The following is a 21531-nucleotide window of genomic DNA, read 5'->3' as shown; positions in this document are numbered from 1 at the left end:
CTTCCTGGCCGGGGCACCGGTTGCGAACCCGGCCCGGGACCGGGGTGTCTCACCCATTCAGTGACAAGCCACCACAAAGCCGCCCACCGCAACCGGTAGAACGCCGAAACGGAATCCTCTCGTCCGCCACCGTCGTCCCGCCCCCGGTCCCCCGTCAGCCTCGATTCACTCCTGCATCACCGCGAAGACCGCGCCCTGGTCGTCGACGAGCGCGGCCATCCTGCCGAACGGGGTGTCGAACGGCTCGGCCCGGATCCTGCCGCCCAGGCGCTGGGCCGTGGCGGCCGCACGGTCGCAGTCGGCGACACGGAAATAGACCAGGAAGTGCGCGGGCATCTCGGTCGGAAACTCCCCGGTCACCGCCGACCGGCCGGCGACCGCGGTCTCCGGACCCGCCTCGGCACCGGCGGGCGACCATGTGCGGAACGGCACACCCGCATCCGGCACCTCGAAGCCGCCGTAGCCGAAGACACCCTCGTAGAAGGGGTCGACCAGGCCCTTGTCCCGTGCGTACACCTCGGTCCAGCAGAACGAGTCCGGCTCCTGCTGTTTGCCGAAGCCGGGGTGCTCGTCGGCCTGCCACAGACCGAAGACCGCACCCTCGGGGTCGGCGGCGAGGGCCAGGGTGCCGTACGACCCGACGGTCGTCGGCTCCGTCACCAGCTGACCGCCCGCCTCCCGGATGCGCGCGGCGACCGCGCGGGCGTCGGGGGTGGCGAGATAGACGTTCCACACGGTGGGCATGCGGCCGTCGCGCTTGGGAGCGAGAGCGGCGACCCGCTTTCCATCGCTGTACGCCTCGGCGTACCGGCCGTACTCCGGGCCCGCACCCTCGTCGAAGGTCCAGCCGAAGAGTGCGCCGTAGAAGCGCTTGCCCGCTTCGACGTCCGGGAGCTGGGCGTCCAGCCAGCAGGGGGCGCCTTCCGGGAATCCTTCGGGTGACCCGGGCAGGGGTCCGTCCGCTTCGACCATGACGTGCCCTTCCGTTCGGAGCAGAGATTCGGAGCTGAGGAGCGGGAGCTTGGAGCGGGGGCTGAAGGGTGGGAGCTGAGGAGCGAGGCGCTGTGGAAGCCGCCGTCACCACCCACCAACGTAGCGGGGCGCGGGGCGGGCCGCCGGAGATACATTCGAACGTATGGTCAATTATTCGCGGCCGGGTTGGGCCGAACGGGAGATAAATCCGCCGGCACCGGCGAGCCCCATTTGCAGTCGGCCGAATCGCGCTCCGATCACCCCTCGGTAAGCTGACGACATGACAGGACAGGTGCGAACCGTCGACGGCCGTGTGGCCGGCCGACGCGGCCAGGCGACACGTCAGAAGTTGCTCGACTGCCTCAGCGAGATGCTCAGTTCGTCGCCCTATCGCGACGTGAAGGTCATCGATGTGGCCCGCAAGGCAGGCACTTCACCGGCGACCTTCTACCAGTACTTCCCCGACGTCGAGGGCGCCGTCCTCGAGATCGCGGAGCAAATGGCCACCGAGGGAGCGGGGTTGACGGAAGTCCTCGCCGAGCGCTCCTGGGTGGGCAAGGCCGGCTGGCAGACCTCCCAGGAACTCGTCGACGGCTTCCTCGACTTCTGGCGCAAGAACGACGCGATCCTCCGCGTGGTCGATCTCGGCGCCGCCGAGGGCGACAAGCGCTTCTACAAACTCCGGATGAAGATCCTGAACTCCGTGACCAACTCCCTTACGGACACGGTCAAGGAGCTCCAGGCAAAGGGCAAGGTCGACAAGGACGTCAACGCCGCGGCGATGTCCGGCTCCCTCGTCGCGATGCTCGCCTCCGTGGCCTCGCACCAGCGGGGATTCCAGAGCTGGGGCGTCAAGCAGGCCGAGTTGAAGCCTAGTCTGGCGCTGCTGGTCCATCTGGGCATCACGGGCAAGAAGCCCACGAAGTAGCGCGCCGACGCGCCCGTCACCGGCCAACGGCCGTACGGGCGAAGGCCGTTGACCGGTAGCCGTTGAGCGCCCGACGCTGATCAGTCCTGTCACGACGGGCGGCGGCTCCCGTGCGAGCCGCCGCCCGTACGCATGCCACGCGCCGGTCAGGCCGGGTGCCCGGGGCGGCGTTCCAGACGGAAGAGTCGGATCTCGCGGTCCACCCGCTGCTGGTACGCGGCGTACGGCGGCCAGAACCGGAGCGCCGCCCGCCACGCCTCCTCCCGCTCCGCACCCGTCAACTGCCGTGCCGTGACAGGGATGTCCCGGCCCTTCCAGTTGATCTCGGCCTCCGGACGGGCGAGCAGATTCGCGGTCCAGGCGGGGTGGCCGGGACGGCCGAAGTTGGAGCCGACCAGGAGCCAGGTCCCGGCTTCACGCTCCGGCATACAGGCGAGCGGTGTCCGCCTCGGCAGTCCGCTGCGCGCTCCGGTGGCGGTGAGCACCACGCCGGGCAGCAGCTGCGCGCTGAGCAGCACCTTCCCCCGGGTCACCCGGTGGACGGCCCGGTCCATCGCGGGGATGACGTACGGCGCGATCCGCCCGAACCCCCGAGTGGACGAGACCTTCTGCACGAGACGCATCCCGACCGCCATCAGCCGGCCTCCCCACGGGCGGCTGGACGGCGGACCTGCGGACGGTCGGCCGCGGGTGCGGGCGCGGAAACGGGTGCGGGTGCGGGTGCGGGTGCGGGTGCGGGTGCGGGTGCGGGTGCGGAAACGGTGGCCCGGGGCACGCGGGTGGAGGCGGCCGGGGCGAGGCTCCCGCCCTTCCCCGCAGCGAAGACCCCCGCCCGGTCGGCCGCGTGCCCGCGCAGGCGCTGGGCCGGGCCGAACAGCAGCTCGTCGCCCGCCACCCGCGCGAAGTACGACTGCACGTCCGGCTCCCGCCCCACCCCGGACCCCGCGGAGAGCTGGACCGCCTCGGCGGAGGCGGCACGCAGCGCCTCGATCGCCTGCGCAAGGGCGAGACCGGCGGCGGCGGGTTCGTCGCACCCGGTCCCGGCCGCGCGCCACGCGGCGTAGTAGACGGACGACCGGGCGGCGCGGACCGTCGCGTACGCCTCGGCGAGCCGGACCCGGGCGGTGGGCTCGACGCCGCACGCGGCGACCGCCCGTTCCACGGCTCGCTGCGCGGCACCGACGGCCTCCGCCGCGACGAGCACGGCCACCGTACGGCCGGTCGCCCCGAGTGCCTCGGACACCTCCTCGGCGTCGTCAGGACCGAGCAACTCCGCCTCGCAGTGACGTAGTTCGATACGCGCCAGGGGGCGGGTCGGGTCGAGGGAGGGCTGCTGGAAGCGGGTCAGCGAAGCCGAGGGGCGGGGCCCGGCCGGCCCGTCCACCGCCGCGGCGTCCGTGCGGACCAGGAACAGCAGAGTGCGGGAGCGGGCGAAGCCCCCGGTGTGCGCCGCGACCAGGAGTACGTCCGCCGTGCCGCCGTCGAGCACCTGCTCGGCCTGCCCGTAGAGACGCCAGCCGCCCGCCGCCTCTCCTGGCGCACCCTGCCATGTGGCCTGTACGCCGCCCGCGCGGCCACCGCCCGACCACAGTTCCCCGGTGTCGCCGATCAACCCCAGTGCGGCGGCCAGACCGGCTCCCGGGACCGCGAGGGCCGCGGTCAGCTCACCGGAGGCGAACCGCGGCAGAAGCCCAGCGCGCTGCGCATCGGTGCCGAGCCGAGCCACCGACGGGGCGACGAGCCCGCCGGTGGCGAGCACCGGAGCCGGGAGCAGAATCCGCCCCAACTCCTCGTGCCTCAAGGCAAGTTCGGCGACCGAGCCGCCCTGCTCGCCATGCCCCTCCGGCAGCCCCCGTCCGGGCAGCGCGAGCCGCTGCGCGAGGGCCGCCCGAAGTCCGTCGCCATACCCGCCGACTCCGCCGTCACGCCGCTCGGCCACCTGCACGCCACCCCCGACCCGGCCGTTCCGCTGCCGGGGCGAGCTGTCCCCCGGCGGCCTGGCCCCACCGTGCTCGGCGACCAGTTCGCGCAGGGCACGGCGTATCTCGTCCTGTTCCGCGGTCAGGGCTACATCCATCGACGGGCTCCTCCCGGGTCCGAAGACCGGATCTGACGGGCCGTCATGCTAGGCCCCGGCCCCGGAGATGCCCACCCCCTTGCCCGCGGTCGGCTCGGCCGGCGCGCGGCAGGGCGGCCGCGGCGAAGGTCCCGCAGGAGCCCTCGCCGCGGCCCACACCTCCCGGGCCGCAAGGGTTGACACGGTCATGGCACGCCATGACACTCCCGTGTGGGAGAGCGCTCTCCCACGTTTCCCGACGGGGCGGCCGAGCGCGATTCCGGGGGCAGTCGGTCCCCGGCAGACAGCGCATCGAGCCGCCTCCCTCCACAACCCCCAAGTGCATGGCAGGAGTTCTCCATGGCACGAAGAGCGAAGACCGTTTCACGGGCTCTGATCGCAGGGGCGGTGCTGCTGACCTCGCTGGGTATCGGCGGGATCGCCGTGAGCGCCGACGCGGACCCGGCGGCCGGTGCCGCCGGTTCGGCCGGCGGTTCCGTGACGGCACACCAGGGGCACGGCACGCAGGCCGCCGGCCACTCCCGGCAGTCCACGGGCCACACGATGCAGCCCTCGACCAAGGCGTCTGCCGACGACCGGGACGGCGACGGCTACATCCCCGCCGACCGGCCCGTCACCGGGGCCGAACCCTCCAAGAAGGAGCCGCCGCACCGGTACTTCCACGAGTTCCAGGCGCACTGCAATGTGACGCACACGGCGCCGGACGACCCCATCGTCTACCCCGGTCAGCCCGGCAAGTCCCACGACCACACGTTCATGGGCAACACCACCACGGACGCGCACAGCACCACCGAGTCGCTGGACAACGGATCGACCGACTGCCTTGCCCCGGGCGACAAGTCCGCGTACTGGATGCCCACGATGTTCGACGGGGACGAGCCGGTGCTGCCCGTCGGCGAGCAGACGATCTACTACAAGTCCGGTGTCACGGACTACACGAGCGTGCGGCCGTTCCCCAAGGGGATGCGGTTCGTGGTCGGCAGTCCCATGCAGACGGCGGAGGAGTTCCGCAACCACCCCGGTTTCGTGGAGGGTTGGGAATGCGGTGAGAGCTACTTCAACGTGGACTTCCCCACCGACTGCCCGGACACCGAGAACAACCAAATCAACATCCGCTTCCAGGCGCCGAGTTGCTGGGACGGGGAGAACCTGGACTCGCCGGACCACCAGAGCCACATGGCGTATCCGCTGGTGGAGGCCGGGACGAACAACAACGTGTGCCCGGACGACCACCCGGTCGCCCTGCCGATGATCGAGTTCAAGATGGCCTTCCCGGTCAGCGGTGACACGTCGGGACTGAGCCTGGCCAGCGGCGCGGCGTACAGCTTCCACTACGACTTCTTCAGCGCCTGGGACGACCGGACGCTGGCGGCCATGGTGGACCACTGCATCGTCGGCGGCCTGCAGTGCGACCCGCGCGGTTACGACGAGACCAACCCCGACCAGGGCGCCGTGCTCGACGAGAACTACGAGCTTCCCTGACGCGGCGGGTCAGGGGCGGGGCCGCAGACGTCGGCCCAGGCCCGACTCCCGGGATGCGCCGCGCAGATGAGCGCTTCCCCCGGACGGCCCGACACCCACGGTCCCGCCCCGCCCCACCCCGCCCGACTCCGCAATTCCCCTATGACCTCACGGAGATACGTGATGCACAGATCCGATGCAACGCGGCGCCGCGCACCCGGCCGCCGCCTCGCACCCTTGGCCGCCGGGCTCCTGGCGGTGGGCGCGCTGGCGCTGCCCGCGCAGACCGCCCACGCCGAGGGCAGTGTGGTGGAGGTGACCGGTTCCCAGGGCGACTGGCAGTTGACCGTCGACGGGGCGCCCTACCAGATCAAGGGCCTCACCTGGGGCCCGGACATGGCCGACGCCGAGAAGTACATGCCCGACCTGGAGTCGATGGGTGTGAACACCATCCGCACCTGGGGCACGGACGCCACCAGTGAGCCGCTCCTGGACGCCGCGGCCGGGCACGGCATCAAGGTGATCGCCGGTTTCTGGCTGCAGCCCGGCGGCGGCCCCGGCTCCGGCGGATGTGTCAACTACCTCACCGACACCGCCTACAAGGACGAGATGATGGCGGAGTTCCCCAAGTGGGTGAACACCTACAAGGACCATCCCGGAGTCCTGATGTGGGACGTCGGCAACGAGTCGGTGCTCGGCCTGCAGAACTGCTACAGCGGCGACGAGCTGGAGAAGCAGCGCGACGCCTACACCGCCTTCGTGAACGACCTCTCCGAGGAGATCCACTCGGTCGACCCGAACCATCCCGTGACGTCCACCGACGCCTGGGCGGGTGCCTGGCCGTACTACCAGAAGAACACGCCCGACCTGGACCTGTACGCCGTCAATGCCTACAAGGACGCGTGCGGCATCAGATCCGCCTGGGAGGAGGGAGGTTACGACAAGCCGTACATCGTTACCGAGTCCGGTCCCGCCGGTTCCTGGGAGGTGCCGGACGACGCGAACGGCGTGCCGGGGACGGAGACCGACGAGGCCAAGGCAGAGGGGTACACCGAGGCGTGGGACTGCATCGCCGGCCATGAGGGTGTCGCGCTCGGTGCGACCCTCTTCCACTACGGCACCGAGGCAGACTTCGGGGGCGTCTGGTTCAACCTGCTGCCGGACGACGAGCGGCGGCTCTCGTACTACGCCGTGAAGGAGGCGTACGGGGGCGACACCTCGGGGGACAACACCCCGCCGGTGATCTCGTCGTTGACCGTCGGCGGAGGCGCCGACGAGGTGCCGGCCGGCGGTGCCCTGACGGTCGGCGTCGAGGCTTCCGACCCCGACGGGGACTCGATCGCGTACGAGGTGCTGAGCGGGGGCCTGTACGTGGACGAGAGCACGGAGTTGACACCGCTCGAGGCCACCGACGACGGATCCGGCGGGCTCCAGGTGACCGCACCGGACCGGCCCGGGGTCTGGGAGATCTACGTCAAGGCGACGGACGGCAACGGCAATGTCGGCTACCGCAGCCAGTCGGTGAAGGTCGTTCCTCCGGCGGTGGACGGCACCAACATCGCGCAGGGGCAGCCCGCCACCGCCTCGTCCTTCCAGCCCGACAGCGGCGACTGCCCGTGTCCTGCGGACAGGGCCGTGGACGGTGACCACGGCACCCGGTGGGCCAGCGACTGGAGCGACCCGCAGTGGCTCCAGGTCGACCTCGGATCCGTCCAGTCCTTCCAGCACCTGCAGCTCAACTGGGAGGCCTCGTACGCGAAGGCGTACACCGTCCAGACGTCGGACGACGGCGAGAACTGGCGGACCGTGCACGAGGTGACCGACGGGAACGGCGGCATCGACGACTTCGATGCCACCGGCAGCGGACGCTACGTGCGGGTCGAGGGAACTGAGCGCGGGACCGGGTACGGCTACTCGCTGTACGAGTTCGGTGTCTACAACTGACCGGGCCCGCCGACGTGGTGGCCCCGTGCCGGACCTCCGGTACGGGGCCACCGAGCGTGCGAGAGGGAGCTCGGACGGAGGGGGCGGAGATGGATGACGAGGAACTCGACGGGCTGCTGGGCAAGTTGACGCTGCCGCAGAAGGTGCGGCTGCTGACCGGGGCGAGCACCTGGCGTACCGCCGCGGAGCCGGCGGCCGGCCTGCGCGCGATGGTGATGTCGGACGGACCGTCCGGGGTGCGGGGCGAGTCGTGGGACGAGCGGGAGACCTCGGCACTTCTGCCGTCCGCCTCCGCCCTCGGCGCGATGTGGGACGAGCCTCTGGTGGAGCGGCTGGGTGGGCTGCTCGCGCGGGAGGCGATCGGCAAGGGCGTCGATGTGGTCCTTGCGCCGACGCTGAATCTGCACCGTTCGCCGCTGGCCGGGCGGCACTTCGAGTGCTTCGCGGAGGACCCGGAACTCACCGGCCGCACCGGTGCGGCCCTGGTGCGCGGGATACAGGCGACGGGCGTGGCCGCCACCGCCAAGCACTACGTCGCCAACGACTCCGAGACGCAGCGGCTCACCCTCGATGTACGCGTGGGCGAACAGGCCCTGCACGAGGTGTACTTGGCTCCGTTCGAGGCCGCCGTACGGGCAGGCGTGCGGGTGGTGATGTCCGGCTACAACGGCGTGAACGGCACCACCATGAGCGCCCATCCCCTCCTCGCCGACCCGCTGAGGGCCGACTGGGGATTCGACGGAGTCGTGGTCTCGGACTGGGGCGCCGTACGCAGCACGGTCGCCACCGCCCGCGCCGCACTGGACCTCGCCATGCCGGGGCCGGCGGGCGAGTGGGGCGAGGCGCTGGTGGCGGCGGTGCGGTCGGGAGCGGTGCCCGAGGATGCCGTGGACGACAAGGTGCGGGGGCTGCTGCGGCTCGCGGCGTGGGTGGGCGCCCTGGGCCACGCGCCCGCGGCCGGGCCACCGCCCGCCGTACCGAGTACGCACCGCCTGCTGCGGGAGGCGGTGGCGGCGGGCTCCGTGCTGTTGTCCAACCGGGGAGTGCTGCCGCTCTGCCCGGCGGCGCTGGGCAGCGTGGCCGTGATCGGCGCGCATGCGGTACGGCCCCAACTGCAGGGCAGCGGCAGCGCGGGCGTCTTCCCGCAACGCGAGGTCACCCCGCTCGACGGCATCCGCGCCCGCCTGCGCGGACAGGCCCGCGTCGTGTACGCCGAGGGACCGACGCCCGGCGGGCAGGCCCGTCCGCTGGACGTCGACCGCTGCACCGATCCACGCTCCGGCACACCCGGAGTGCTTCTGCGCATGCTCGACGGGGACGGCCGCGAGCTGTACGCCGAGCACCGCCTCACCGGCCGGCTCCTGGAACCCGGGCTGGTGGCCGGGGCCCACACCGTGGAGATCGAGGCGGTACTGCTGCCGGGCGTGGGCGGCGAGTGGACCTTCGGGATCGGTGGCTTCGGTCCGATGCGGCTCATGGTCGACGGGCGGACCCTGGTCGAGGGGGACTTCCCGCGGTGCACCGACGATCCGGCCGTGGTCCATGTCGACCCGCCCCGCCGGTACGGGCGGGTCCACCTGGCGCCCGACCGTGCGGTGCGCGTGGTGGCACGCCGGGAGCTGGCCCGGGACACCGGCCGCGCCACGGTGGTCACGGCCGCCGAGCCGGTGCCGTCCGGGTCGGCGGCCCTGCGCGAGGCGGTGCGATCGGCGGGCGCGGCGGACGCGGCGGTGGTGGTCGTCGGGACCGTACCCGGCGGCGGGGCCGAGGGCCGCGACCGTGCGAGTCTGGCGCTGCCGGGCCGGCAGGACGAGCTGGTCGCGGCGGTGGCCGCGGCCAACCCCCGGACGGTGGTGGTGGTGAACTCCGGGGGCCCGGTGGAGCTGCCGTGGCGCGCGGCCGCCGGCGCCGTACTGCTGTGCTGGTTCCCGGGGCAGGAGGCCGGTGCGGGACTGGCAGACCTGCTCTTCGGACGGGCCGAACCGGGTGGGCGGCTGCCGACGACCTGGGGTGCGGAGCTCGCGGACGTACCCGTCGTACGGACCGCGCCCGACGCGGGGGTACTCGCGTACCGGGAGGGGCTGCACATCGGCTACCGGGCGTGGCTGCGCGCGGGCCGGGAGCCCGCCTTCTGGTTCGGGCACGGCCTGGGGTACACGAGCTGGTCGTACGAGGCCGTCGAGGCGCCCGCCGTGGCGGACACCCGCGAGAGCTTCACGGTGCGGGTCACCGTGCGCAACTCCGGTGGCAGGAGGGGGCGTGAGGTGGTCCAGGTGTATCTGGCCCGCCCACGGTCGGCCGTCGAACGCCCGGTGCGCTGGCTGGCCGGGTACGCGGCGGTGCATGCGGATCCGGGGGAGGCGTGTACGGCGAAGGTCGTGGTGCCCGCTCGGGCGTTGCGCCACTGGTCGGTCCCGGACGGCGGCTGGCGTACCGAGCCCGGTGCGTTCCGGGTACTGGCGGGTCGGTCCGCGGGAGAACTGCCGCTCAGCACCCGGGTAGAGGTGGTGGACGGGGCCTGACCGCGCATCCCTCGATCCCTGACCGCCCATCCCCCGATCCCTGTCCTGCCCGGTTCCCGGGCCCTGTCCTGCCCGGTTCCCGGGCCCTGTTCCGCCCGGTCGGGGTTCCTGTTCCGCCCCCGTCGGGGTTCCTGTTCCGCCCTGGTCAGAGGCCCGGACCGGGGCGGGGAGAGCGCTCTATAATCGGCGGCGGAGGCAGCGACGAGGGGCGGGGTATGAACCGACAGGCGCCGACACTCGAGGACGTGGCGCGCGAGGCCGGTGTCTCCCGGGCCACCGTCTCCCGGGTCATCAACGGCATCCGCAATGTGGACCCGGACATCCAGGAGGTGGTCCGCCGGGCCATCGACAGCACGGGGTACGCACCGAACCGGGCGGCCCGGTCCCTGGTGACCCGTCGGGCGGAGACCATCGCCCTGGTGGTGTCCGGCGCGGGCGGCGAGAACCCCGGCGCCAAGGACGGCGCGGCGAACGACGCCAAGGACGGCAGGGATGCCAGGGACGGCCAACAGGACGCCGCGCAGCACGAGTTCGCCGCCCGCGTCTTCGGGGACCCGTTCTTCGGGCGGGTGGTGTCCGGTGTGGTCGGCTTTCTGCGGCCGCGCTCGATGCACCCGGTGCTGATGTTCGCCGAGTCGGAGAGCGCCCGGACGCAGGTGGTGGACTACCTGCGCCAGGGCAGCGCGGACGGCGCCCTGGTGGTGTCCACGCACGCCGAGGACCCGCTGCCGGCCCGGCTGGCCGCCGAGCGCCTGCCGGCGGTGTGCTTCGCCCGCCCCGCGGTGCCCGCCCCGGTCAGCTTCGTCGACCTCGCGCACCGGCACGGCGGCCTGCTCGCGGCGCAGCACCTCCTCGAGCGCGGCCGGCGCAGGGTGACCACCGTGACCGGTCCGCTGGACGTGCCGGCGGGGCAGGAGCGCCTGGCCGGGTTCCGGGACGGGACGGAGCGCGCCGGGGTGCCGTACGTACCGATCGTCGAGGGCGGCTTCACCCTGGCCAGCGGTGTCGCCGCGATGGAGCGGCTGCTGGCCGAACACCCGGAAGTGGACGGGGTGTTCGCGGGGAACGACCTGATGGCGCAGGGCGTCTGCCAGGTACTGGCCCGCCACGGCCGGCGGGTGCCGCAGGACGTGGCCGTGGTCGGTTTCGACGACTCGAGCGTCGCGCTCACCTGCAGCCCACCGCTGACCACCGTGCGCCAGCCGGTCGAGGAGATGGCCGCCACCATGGCGCAGCTCCTGGAGGAGTACATCCACGGCGACCGCACCGACCCGACCTCGGTCATCTTCGATCCCGAGCTGGTGGTACGAGAGTCGACCTGACCGGCACAACAAGCCGCCCCCTGAGGCCTCTTCGACCCCGGAGGCACCATCAGGCCCGGACACATCTCGAGGCCCGTCCGGCGCTCGAGGACAGACCGAGCCGGTCCGGCCCGTGAGGTCGCACACCGCAGACCGCAGACCGCAGGCCTGAGCGCAGACCCCCGACGCACGGGTCGGCCCGGAAACGGGGCGACCCCAAGCACGGGGCCGGCCCCGCCTCCCCTGCCGCGGCCCCGCCCCCTACGGCAGCGCACGCTCCTTGAGCGTGGTCTGCCAGGCGGGCCGCTCCGCGACGGGAGCCACCGCGGCGGACCGGCCGCCACGGCGGAAGAAGGCGGCGAGCGGCAGCGTCGCGGCGCCCACCGTGACCGCGTCCGGGCCGAGTCGTCCCAGCCGCAGGTCGACGCGCTCGGCCGGGTACTGGAGGGCGTACTTCGGGATGTGCTGCCGAACCGTGTCCAGGAACCGGTCGCCGAGCTGGAGTCCGGCCCAGCCGCCGACGAGGATCCGCTCCGGCCGGAAGAGATTGATGAGCCCGGAGAGCCCCGCGCCCAGATACTCGGCGGTCTCCTCCAGGACGGCGAGCGCGGTCGCGTCCTGCCGCGTGCCGTCGTCCGCCGGATACGCGGAGGCGAGCATGCTGGTGAGGGAGGCCTCCTCCTGGGCGCCGTACAGCGGCTCCCCGCCGGCCTCCCGCCACCGCTCGAGCAGCGCCTCCGCGCCCGCGTAGGCCTCCAGGCAGCCCACCGCCCCGCACCGGCAGCGACGGCCCTGGACATGGACCGTGAGGTGGCCCCATTCGACGGAACGGGGCGGGCCGCCGGCGACCACGCAGGCCCCGACGCCCGAACCGAAGAGCACCACCACGGCGTCCTTGGCACCCCGTCCGGCGCCGAACCACATCTCCGCCTGCCCGAGGGTCATCGCACCGTTGTCGACGAAGAAGCCGACGTGTGCGGGGAGTTGGCAGGCCTGGCGCAGCAGGTCCTCGAGGGGCACAGCACCCCAGCCGATCGTCTGCCCGTGCACCACCGCGCCGTCGGCCTCCTGGGCGACGATGCCCGGCACGCCGATGCCGACGCCGAGCAGGTGTTCCGGTGCGACACCTCCGGTCGCGAGGACTTCACCGATGCCCGCCGCGATGTGTTCGGCCACCTGGCGGACCGGATATCCCTTCAGCTCCAACGGCTTTTCCACCCGGGCCAGTTCGGCGAGCGAAAGGTCGAACAGCTCGATCCGCAGGCGGGTTTCGCCGACGTCGACGCCGATCAGGTACCCGCAGCTGGGGACGATGCGCAGCAGGATGCGGGGCCGGCCACCTTCGGACTCGACGCTTCCGGCCTCCTGGACGAGGTTTTCCGCGACCAGGTCCGCCACCAGAGTGCTGACCGATCCGGCGCTCAAACCCGTTGCAGGACCCAGTTCCTGACGGCTCGTCGGACCTTCGAAGTACAGCTCTCTGAGGATGGCGGCCCGGTTCTCCGTTCGCAGGTCCTGCACCGTGCGCCCGCTGCGTCGTGCGGCCATGGGGCTCCTCCCACTCTGCGGTGCTTCGAGATCGTCCTTGCGCGACCCCTTGACGCTACCCTCCCACAGGACTTAAATCACACCTCAAATTAAGAGGTGAGGGACTGCCGGAGCAGACGACCGCGCACAGCGCCCGCCCGCTCCCTCGCCCCCTTGGTGACTTCCTCGGGAAAGGAACACCTGGTGCCATGAGCAGAACCCGTACCACCTCAGTAGGTGCCGTCATCGTCACCCTCGCTCTGTCGGCCACCGCCTGTGGTGGCGGATCCGCCACCGGCGAGGGCTCCAACGACTCGCCGCAGACGCTGACTTACTGGGCCAGCAACCAAGGCCCCACCGTCCAGGCGGACAAGAAGATCCTCACCCCCGAACTGAAGAAGTTCGAGAAGCAGACCGGCATCAAGGTCAAGCTGGAGGTGGTCCCCTGGTCGGACCTGCTCAACCGGATCCTCACCGCCACCACTTCGGGCCAGGGCCCCGACGTCCTGAACATCGGCAACAGCTGGTCGACCTCGCTCCAGGCCACCGGCGCCCTGCTGCCCTGGGACAAGAAGAACTTCGCCAAGATCGGCGGCAAGGACCGCTTCGTGCCGGCCGCGCTCGACACCGCCGGAGCCGAGGGCAAGGACCCCGCGGCCGTACCGCTGTACTCCATGGCGTACGCGCTCTACTACAACAAGAAGATGTTCCGCGAGGCGGGCATCAGCGAGCCGCCCACCACCTGGGACCAACTGGTCGCGGACGGAAAGAGGTTGTCCAAGGGCGGCAAGTGGGGACTCGGCGCCGAGGGCGCCAACCTGTCCAACAACATCCACCAGATCTTCGTGCTCGCCAAGCAGCGCGGCGCCGACTGGTTCGCCTCGGACGGCAAGCCCGACTTCACCTCGCCGGGCGCCGTGGCGGCCGTGAAGCAGTACGTGGACTTCATGGCCAAGGACAAGATCATCGCGCCGGGCAACGCGGAGTACGCCCAGAACCAGTCCCTGAGCGACTTCTCCAAGGGCAGGACGGCCATGGTGCTGTGGCAGGCCGCCGCCTCCACCTTCGACTCGCAGGGCATGAAGGACAGCGACTGGGGCGTGGTCCCGGCACCTGTGCCCGCCGGCCCTCCGGGCCAGGGCAAGAACACCAACTCCATGGCCGCCGGCATCAACATGGCCGTCTTCAAGAACAGCGACAACCTCGACGGCGCCACCGAGTTCGTCAAGTTCATGACGAGTGATGCCGAGCAGAAGATCCTCAACAAGGCCTACGGTTCGGTCCCGTCGGTCACGGCCGCCCAGGACGATCAGGCCTTCGACAAGCCCGAACTCAAGGTGCTGCGCGACACCTTGGCCAAGAGCGCCGCGCCCCTGCCGCGCGTGCCGAACGAGTCGCAGTTCGAGACCGCGGTCGGCACGGCCGTGAAGAACCTCTTCGCCGCGGCGGCGGACGGCAAGGCCATCACCACCCAGGCCGTGAAGGCCGAACTCACCAAGGCCGAGCAGCAGATGGCCGAGCAGTGAGCGACCACACCCGATGACGACGACACTCGCCCCCGCCCCGGGCCCCGGCGCCGAGTCCGGCCCCGCCGAGCCCGCGGGCCGGCGGCGCCGCGCACCGGGCCGCCTGCGCAAGAACGCACTGCCCTATCTGCTGCTCCTGCCGGCCGTGTTCTTCGAACTCCTCGTCCACCTGGTGCCGATCGTCATCGGCATCGCCATGAGCTTCAAGAAGCTCACCCAGTTCTTCATCCGCGACTGGGGCGCCGCACCCTGGACCGGCTGGGACAACTACTCCATCGCACTCGACTTCGACGCCCCGGCCGGCCAGGCGCTCCTCCACTCCTTCCTCGTCACCTGTGCCTTCACCGTGCTGTCCGTCGGCCTGTGCTGGCTGATCGGCACCGCCGCCGCGATCTGCCTCCAGGAGGCCTTCCGGGGGCGGGGTCTGCTGCGGGCCCTGTTCCTCGTCCCGTACGCGCTGCCCGTCTACACCGCCGTCATCACCTGGGTCTTCATGTTCCAGCACGACAACGGCCTGGTGAACCACGTCCTGCACGACCAGCTCGGACTGACCGACGCACCCTCGTTCTGGCTGATCGGCGACAACAGTTTCGTCGCCCTGCTCACCGTGTCCGTGTGGAAGGGCTGGCCGTTCGCCTTCCTCATCGTGATGGCCGGCCTGCAGAACATCCCCCGGGAGATGTACGAGGCCTCCTCGCTCGACGGCGCCACCATGCCGCAGCAGATCCGGCACGTCACGCTGCCTGCACTGCGGCCCGTCAATCAGGTCCTGGTCCTGGTGCTGTTCCTCTGGACGTTCAACGACTTCAACACGCCGTTCGTGATGTTCGGCAAGGCGGCCCCGCACAGCGCGGACCTGATCTCCATCCACATCTACCAGTCGTCGTTCGCCACCTGGAACTTCGGCACCGGCTCCGCCATGTCCGTACTCCTGCTGCTGTTCCTGCTGCTCGTCACCGGCCTCTACCTGCTGTACACCTCCCGAGGAAGGCGGGCAGCCGATGCGTGACACCGCCGCGACACCCCACCGCTCGCCGACCGCACCGCCCCGGTCCTTCCTCTGGATCCGGCGGATCTTCCTCACTCTGCTCACCGGCTTCGTCCTGCTGCCGGTGTACGTCATGGTGTCCAGCTCCCTGAAGCCGCTTCAGGACGTATCCAGCAAGTTCCGCTGGCTGCCGAGCGAGGTCACCCTGCAGCCCTACGTCGACATCTGGAAGACCGTCCCACTCGCCCGCTACTTCGTGAACTCGCTGGTCGTGGCCGGTGCGGCCACCGTGTGCTCGGTCGTCATCGCCGTCTTCGCGGCCTATGCGGTCAGCCGCTACCGCTTCCGCGGCAAACGCGTCTTCACCGTCTCCGTGCTCTCGACGCAGATGTTCCCCGGCATCCTCTTCCTGCTGCCGCTCTTCCTGATCTACGTCAACATCGGAAACGCCACCGGCATCGCCCTGTTCGGCTCCCGCGCCGGTCTCATCCTCACGTATCTGACGTTCTCCCTACCGTTCTCCGTGTGGATGCTGATCGGGTACTTCGACTCCGTGCCGCGCGACCTCGACGAGGCGGCCCTCGTCGACGGATGCGGCCCGCTCGGCGCACTGTTCCGCGTCGTCGTGCCGGCGGCCGTGCCCGGCATCGTCGCCGTAGCCGTCTACGCCTTCATGACGGCCTGGGGCGAGGTCCTCTTCGCCTCCGTCATGACCAACGACACCACCCGCACCCTCGCCGTCGGCCTCCAGGGCTACTCCACGCAGAACGACGTCTACTGGAACCAGATCATGGCCGCCTCACTCGTCGTGAGCGTGCCCGTCGTCGCAGGCTTCCTGCTGCTCCAGCGCTACCTCGTCGCGGGCCTCACGGCGGGAGCCGTCAAGTGACCCGCACAGCGGGCCGTTCCGCCGGCCGAGCCGGCCACCGCCCGAGCCCACCCCGACTCCGGACACCGAAGGACCGCCTCTTGACCAGCATCGACCTCGCCGCCTTCCCGCCCGACTTCCACTGGGGCACCGCCACCTCCGCCTACCAGGTCGAAGGAGCCGTCACCGAGGACGGCCGCGGCCCCTCGATCTGGGACACCTTCTCGCACACCCCCGGCAAGATCGACAACGACGACCACGGGGACCGGGCCTGCGACCACTACCACCGGTGGCGCGAGGACGTCGCCCTGATGAAGCAACTCGGCACCAACGCCTACCGGTTCTCCCTCGCCTGGCCCCGCATCCTGCCCGGCGGCGACGGCCCGCCGAACGCCAAGGGCCTCGCCTTCTACGACCAGTTGACCGACCACCTGCTCGCCGAAGGCATCACCCCGTCCGTCACCCTCTACCACTGGGACCTGCCCCAGGCCCTGCAGGACCGCGGCGGCTGGCCCGAGCGGGACACCGCCGAGCACTTCGCGGCCTACGCCTCCCTCGTCGCCGAACGCCTCGGCGACCGCGTCACCCAGTGGACCACCCTGAACGAACCGCTCTGCTCGGCCTGGATCGGCCACCTCGAAGGCCTGATGGCCCCGGGGCTCACCGACCTCACCGCCGCCGTCCGCGCCTCGTACCACCTGCTGCTGGGCCACGGCCTGGCCGCCCAGGCCATCCGCGCCGCCTCCCCCGCCGCGCAGGTCGGCATCGTCAACAACCTCTCCACCGTGGCCCCTGCCAGTGACGCCCCCGAGGACGTCGCCGCCGCCCTCCGCATGGACGGCCACAGCAACCGCTGGTGGCTCGACCCCGTCCACGGCAGGGGCTTCCCCGCCGACATGCTCGACCTCTACGGCGTCGAACTCCCGGAAAAAACAGGCGACTTGGCGACCATCGCCGCCCCCCTCGACCACCTCGGGCTCAACTACTACTTCCCCGTCACCGTCGCCGACGACCCGGACGGCCCCGCACCGTACGCCCGCCAGGTGCGCCGCCACGGCGTCCCCCGTACCGCCATGGACTGGGAGATCGACGCCGGCGGCATCGAGCAGCTCCTGCTGCGGCTGACCCGGGAGTACGGGGCCCGCAAGCTGTACGTCACCGAGAACGGCTCCGCCTACCCGGACCTCGTCCAGGCCGACGGCAGCGTGAACGACCCCGAACGCCAGGCGTACCTGGAAGAACACCTGGCGGCCTGCGCACGGGCCGTCCGACAGGGCGCGCCGCTCGCCGGCTACTACGCCTGGTCGCTGCTCGACAACTTCGAGTGGGCGTACGGCTACGACAAGCGGTTCGGTCTGATCCATGTCGACTACGACACCCAGGTCCGCACCGTCAAGGGCAGCGGGCGCCGCTACGCCGACCTCGTCAGGGAGCACGGGTGGCTGTCCCGACGGGCGGCCTAGTCCGCTCAACCAAGCGCGACAGAAGGGAGGTTGACCCTTCTCCTGCCAGGGCCCCACCCGTAGTCTGAGAGCGCTCTCAGACTCCAGGCCCCCCACGCACGACTTCCCCACGAACCCCGGAGGCTTCCCATGTCCGCAACTCCACCCCCCACCGGTCCCGACCCGTCGCGGCGCAAGATACTCGCCGCCGCGGCCGCCGCGGTGCCCGCAGCCGTCCTGCTCTCCACCACCGGTGCGTCAGGCGCGTCAGCGCGTCCGGCCGCCGCGAAGGCCGGCGCCAAGGCCGACCCCGACCTCGGGCCCAACGTGATCGTCTTCGATCCGTCCACGCCCGGCATCCAGGGCAAGCTGGACGAGATCTTCGAGGAGCAGGAGTCGGCGCAGTTCGGCAGCGGCCGCTACGCCCTGCTCTTCAAGCCCGGCACCTACGGCGGGCTCAACGCCCAACTCGGCTTCTACACCTCGATCATGGGCCTCGGGCTCACCCCCGACGACACCCTCTTCAACGGCGATGTGACCGTGGACGCGGGCTGGTTCGACGGCAACGCCACGCAGAACTTCTGGCGTTCGGCGGAGAACCTCGCCCTCAACCCCGTCAACGGCACCAACCGCTTCGCCGTGTCCCAGGCCGCTCCGTTCCGCCGGATGCACGTCAAGGGCAATCTCAACCTGGCGCCGGACGGCTACGGCTGGGCCAGCGGCGGCTACATCGCCGACAGCCGGATCGACGGCGAGGTCGGACCGTACTCGCAGCAGCAGTGGTACACCCGCGAGAGCTCGGTCGGCGGCTGGGGCAACGCCGTGTGGAACATGGTCTTCTCGGGAGTCGAGGGCGCCCCCGCGCAGAGCTTCCCCGACCCGCCGTACACCACGCTCGAGACGACGCCGGTCTCCCGGGAGAAGCCGTTCCTCTTCCTGGACGGCGAGGAGTTCAAGGTCTTCGTGCCGGCGCTGCGCAAGGACGCGCGCGGCCCGTCCTGGGGCAGCGGTACGCCGCAGGGCGAGTCGCTGCCGCTGAGCGAGTTCCACATCGTGAAGGACGGCGCCACCGCCGCTTCCATCAATGCCGCGCTCGAAGAGGGCCAGAACCTGCTGTTCACGCCCGGCGTCTACCACCTCGACGCGGCCATCGAGATCACCCGGGCCGGCACCATCGCCCTCGGTATCGGCTACCCCACCCTGATCCCCGACGGCGGCGCGACCGCCGTCAAGATCGCCGACGTGGACGGCGTACAGCTGGCGGGCGTCCTCATCGACGCCGGGCCCGACAACTCCGACACGCTCATCGAGGTCGGCCCCGAGGGCGCGTCCGCCGACCACGCCCAGGACCCGATCACCCTCCAGGACGTCTTCATCCGCATCGGCGGCGCGGGCCCCGGCAAGGCCACCACCAGCATGGTCGTCAACAGCCGGCACACCGTCATCGACCACACCTGGGTCTGGCGCGCCGACCACGGCGAAGGGGTGGGCTGGGAGACCAACCGCGCCGACTACGGCGTCGTCGTCAACGGCGACGACGTGCTCGCCACCGGCCTGTTCGTCGAGCACTTCAACAAGTACGACGTGGTGTGGAACGGCGAGCGAGGCCGCACGATCTTCCTGCAGAACGAGAAGGCCTACGACGCTCCGAACCAGGAAGCCATCCAGGACGGCGACATCCGCGGCTTCGCCGCCTACAAGGTGGCCGACTCCGTGACCGAGCACGAGGCCTGGGGTGTGGGCAGCTACTGCAACTACACCTCCGACGACACCATCGTCCAGGACCACGGCTTCGCCACACCGACCGGTCCCGGCATCAAGTTCCACCATGTGCTCGTCGTCTCGCTCGGCGGCAAGGGTCAGTACGCGCACGTCATCAACGACACCGGGGACGCGACCTCGGGCAGCGACACGATCCCGTCGCAGGTGGTCTCGTACCCGTGACCCCGGCCCGACACCGAGGTAGCGGCACCGCGGCCCGGCGAAGTTGAACAAGTCAACGTCTGCCACCGGGACTTGGTGCTGGGGTACGTCGGATCGGATACGCGGCCTACGGCCGGAGATGACCGACCGGTTCGACGACCGCCTACTCGGCCGCCGCGAGCGGCGGTTCGTGTGCTGCGCAACAGCCCCAGCGCGAGATGTTCCGGCGGCGACGGCCGCAGCCGCCCAGAGAAGTGACAGCCCTGGGCGGCTGCGGGTTCTGCCCGGTCGGGCCAGTTTCGGTAACACGGTCAGGCTGACCAACTGCCTGCGTCAGCAGCGGACTTGGCGAATTGGTGGCTACCTCGGTCAGCGTCATCGCCCGGGGTCCGGACAACTCATAGATCTGGCCCGCGTGCCGGCTCTCGGTCAGCGCGGCGACCACCACCGCGGCGATGTCCTCGGCATCGACGAAGGAGGCCGCCCCATCGCCGGCGGGCAGCCGCAGCTCACCTGCGAGAACGGCATCGGCGAAGAAGCCCTCACTGAAGTTCTGCGCGAACCAGCCCGGCCTGCTGATCGTCCACTCCAGACCGCTCTCCCGCACGGCGGCCTCGCTGTCGACGATGCCCTCAAGGACGCCGCTGCTGTCCTTCGCGTAGTCCGGATCGTCGATACCACGCCTCGAGGCCAGCACGATCCGCTGCACCCCATGTCGCACCGCCCGCTCGATGAACGGGCGAACGAGCTTCGTGCCGTCCAACTGCACGATGTACATGGACCGCACGCCCTCCAGAGCGGCATCCCAGGTGCCGCTGTCGGTCCAGTCGAAGGTGTGCTCGCCGTTCCGCGACGCCGCGCGAACCGGCAGCCCTTCGGCCCGCAGTCGGCTGACGACGCGGCGGCCGGACTTACCCGTTGCCCCGGTGACAAGAATTGGATGTTCAGACATGACTCCAGTCAAACGACGGGCGCCGAGACGATCCATGGCTAAAAAGCTCCCCATGATGTCCAGGCGTCTACGCTGGAGGCATGGACGCCGTGTCGGAGCTGTTGGCAGGGGTAAGGGCGCGCGGCGCCGTCTTCCGGCAGACGATCATGCGACCGCCCTGGGCCCTGCGGATGGCCAGTGGCGCCCCGCTGACGCTGGCCACGATGGTGCGCGGCCGGGCCTGGATCGTTCCCGACCGACATGAGGCGGTGCCCATCGGTGTCGGCGACATCGCCGTCGTCCGCGGCGACGCGCCCTACGCGGTGGCCGACGACCCCGCGACCACACCCTCGCTGGTGGTAACCAGCGCCGACTACTGTCCAAGGGCCGAGGGTGTCGAGCATGCCTCCGGGCCCACCCGGACCTGCGGAGCGCCGGACGAGGGGGCTGCCGTGCTGGTCAGCGGGGCTTTCGAGCGCCGGGGAGAGCTCAGCGAACGACTACTGCAGGCCCTGCCCGCCGTGCTGGTCGTGCCGGCCGGAGGAATCCCCTTCCCGTCGGTGGAATCGGTGGCCGAGGAGGTCGCCGGCGACCGACCGGGACAGCAGCTGGTGCTGGACCGGCTGCTTGACCTGATGCTGGTCTCCGCGCTGCGCAGCTGGTTCGACAACCCGGACGCCGATGCCCCGGCCTGGTGCCGCGCACTGGACGACCCGGTCGTGGGTACCGCGCTGCGGCTGCTGCACGAGGCTCCCGCCCGTCCTTGGACGGTGGCGGACCTGGCGGCCAAGGTGGGGGTATCGCGGGCAGCGCTCGCCCGGCGGTTCACGGCGCTGGTCGGCGAACCACCGATGGCCTACCTCGCGGACTGGCGGATCACCTTGGCCGCGGACCTGCTGCGGGAGACCGACGACACGGTGGGCACGATCGCAAGGAAGGTGGGCTACGCCGACGCCTTCGCGCTGAGCGTGGCGTTCAAGCGGCTGCGCGGCACCCGGCCCAGTGATCACCGGAGACCGAAACCACAGCAGTGGCGGGCCGGATGAGTCCTGCCGCCCTGTCCCACGAAACGTGAAGGCGGGACGGACAGGTCCGTGGACACCTGAACGCTCACCCGGCCT

Annotated in this window: 16 protein-coding genes; 11 read left to right on the top strand and 5 right to left on the bottom strand. The window is 71.0% G+C overall.

What is annotated here, in order from left to right; genetic code table 11:
* Positions 1 to 165: 165 nt before the first annotated feature.
* The gene (locus DSC45_RS28500) at positions 166 to 972 is read right to left on the bottom strand and encodes an AfsK-binding protein KbpA (protein WP_119294851.1); all 807 of its coding nucleotides are present in this window, start codon (positions 970 to 972) and stop codon (positions 166 to 168) included.
* A gap of 280 nt (positions 973 to 1252) precedes the next feature.
* Between DSC45_RS28500 and DSC45_RS28495 the strand changes: the two genes are divergently transcribed.
* Entirely contained in the window at positions 1253 to 1900 is a 648-nt protein-coding gene (locus DSC45_RS28495; RefSeq protein ID WP_119294850.1) for a TetR family transcriptional regulator, read from the top strand.
* A gap of 146 nt (positions 1901 to 2046) precedes the next feature.
* Here the strand turns inward: DSC45_RS28495 and DSC45_RS28490 are convergent, their stop codons facing one another.
* Both DSC45_RS28490 and DSC45_RS28485 read right to left on the bottom strand, forming a co-directional pair.
* Entirely contained in the window at positions 2047 to 2535 is a 489-nt protein-coding gene (locus tag DSC45_RS28490; protein WP_119294849.1) for a nitroreductase family deazaflavin-dependent oxidoreductase, read from the bottom strand.
* Positions 2535 to 3977 carry an acyl-CoA dehydrogenase family protein gene (locus DSC45_RS28485; RefSeq protein WP_119294848.1) on the bottom strand — a complete coding sequence of 481 codons (1443 nt, stop codon included), beginning with the start codon at positions 3975 to 3977 and terminating at the stop codon, positions 2535 to 2537. Before DSC45_RS28485 ends, DSC45_RS28490 begins: the two co-directional genes overlap by 1 nt.
* 339 nt (positions 3978 to 4316) lie before the next feature.
* Here DSC45_RS28485 and DSC45_RS28480 point away from each other — a divergent pair, with 339 nt between their 5' ends.
* From DSC45_RS28480 to DSC45_RS28465, 4 genes are all read left to right on the top strand, one after another.
* Positions 4317 to 5459 (top strand): DUF1996 domain-containing protein, encoded by a 1143-nt coding sequence (locus tag DSC45_RS28480; protein WP_119294847.1) that lies wholly within the window; start codon positions 4317 to 4319, stop codon positions 5457 to 5459.
* 162 nt (positions 5460 to 5621) lie between these two features.
* The gene (locus DSC45_RS28475) at positions 5622 to 7382 is read left to right on the top strand and encodes a discoidin domain-containing protein (RefSeq protein ID WP_119294846.1); all 1761 of its coding nucleotides are present in this window, start codon (positions 5622 to 5624) and stop codon (positions 7380 to 7382) included.
* Positions 7383 to 7471: 89 nt separating this feature from the next.
* Positions 7472 to 9904: a glycoside hydrolase family 3 C-terminal domain-containing protein gene (locus DSC45_RS28470; protein WP_119294845.1), complete on the top strand. Its 2433-nt coding sequence runs from the start codon at positions 7472 to 7474 to the stop codon at positions 9902 to 9904.
* Between the two features lie 215 nt (positions 9905 to 10119).
* The gene (locus DSC45_RS28465) at positions 10120 to 11226 is read left to right on the top strand and encodes a LacI family DNA-binding transcriptional regulator (protein ID WP_119294844.1); all 1107 of its coding nucleotides are present in this window, start codon (positions 10120 to 10122) and stop codon (positions 11224 to 11226) included.
* A 240-nt stretch (positions 11227 to 11466) separates the two neighbouring features.
* Here the strand turns inward: DSC45_RS28465 and DSC45_RS28460 are convergent, their stop codons facing one another.
* Positions 11467 to 12753, bottom strand: a complete 1287-nt coding sequence (locus tag DSC45_RS28460) for an ROK family transcriptional regulator (protein ID WP_119294843.1) — start codon at positions 12751 to 12753, stop codon at positions 11467 to 11469.
* A 188-nt stretch (positions 12754 to 12941) separates the two neighbouring features.
* On the opposite strand from DSC45_RS28460, the gene DSC45_RS28455 reads away from it, so the two are divergent.
* The 5 genes from DSC45_RS28455 to DSC45_RS28435 all read left to right on the top strand — a co-directional run bounded on the left by DSC45_RS28455 (position 12942) and on the right by DSC45_RS28435 (position 19500).
* Entirely contained in the window at positions 12942 to 14258 is a 1317-nt protein-coding gene (locus tag DSC45_RS28455; RefSeq protein ID WP_119294842.1) for an ABC transporter substrate-binding protein, read from the top strand.
* A gap of 13 nt (positions 14259 to 14271) precedes the next feature.
* Positions 14272 to 15267, top strand: a complete 996-nt coding sequence (locus DSC45_RS28450) for a carbohydrate ABC transporter permease (protein ID WP_119294841.1) — start codon at positions 14272 to 14274, stop codon at positions 15265 to 15267.
* Positions 15260 to 16135, top strand: coding sequence for a carbohydrate ABC transporter permease (locus DSC45_RS28445; RefSeq protein WP_119294840.1), 876 nt, complete (start codon positions 15260 to 15262; stop codon positions 16133 to 16135). Before DSC45_RS28450 ends, DSC45_RS28445 begins: the two co-directional genes overlap by 8 nt.
* A gap of 80 nt (positions 16136 to 16215) precedes the next feature.
* The gene (locus DSC45_RS28440; RefSeq protein WP_119294839.1) at positions 16216 to 17577 is read left to right on the top strand and encodes a GH1 family beta-glucosidase; all 1362 of its coding nucleotides are present in this window, start codon (positions 16216 to 16218) and stop codon (positions 17575 to 17577) included.
* A 129-nt stretch (positions 17578 to 17706) separates the two neighbouring features.
* Positions 17707 to 19500 carry a coagulation factor 5/8 type domain-containing protein gene (locus DSC45_RS28435; RefSeq protein ID WP_119294838.1) on the top strand — a complete coding sequence of 598 codons (1794 nt, stop codon included), beginning with the start codon at positions 17707 to 17709 and terminating at the stop codon, positions 19498 to 19500.
* Positions 19501 to 19642: 142 nt separating this feature from the next.
* Here the strand turns inward: DSC45_RS28435 and DSC45_RS28430 are convergent, their stop codons facing one another.
* On the bottom strand, positions 19643 to 20467 hold the full coding sequence (locus tag DSC45_RS28430) for an SDR family oxidoreductase (RefSeq protein WP_205571455.1): 825 nt from the start codon (positions 20465 to 20467) through the stop codon (positions 19643 to 19645).
* Between the two features lie 44 nt (positions 20468 to 20511).
* On the opposite strand from DSC45_RS28430, the gene DSC45_RS28425 reads away from it, so the two are divergent.
* Positions 20512 to 21456, top strand: a complete 945-nt coding sequence (locus DSC45_RS28425) for an AraC family transcriptional regulator (RefSeq protein ID WP_119294836.1) — start codon at positions 20512 to 20514, stop codon at positions 21454 to 21456.
* Positions 21457 to 21531 lie beyond the last annotated feature (75 nt).

Source organism: Streptomyces sp. YIM 130001 (assembly GCF_003574445.1).
Classification (GTDB): Bacteria; Actinomycetota; Actinomycetes; order Streptomycetales; family Streptomycetaceae; genus Streptomyces.
This window is presented reverse-complemented; position numbering and strand designations above follow the sequence as displayed.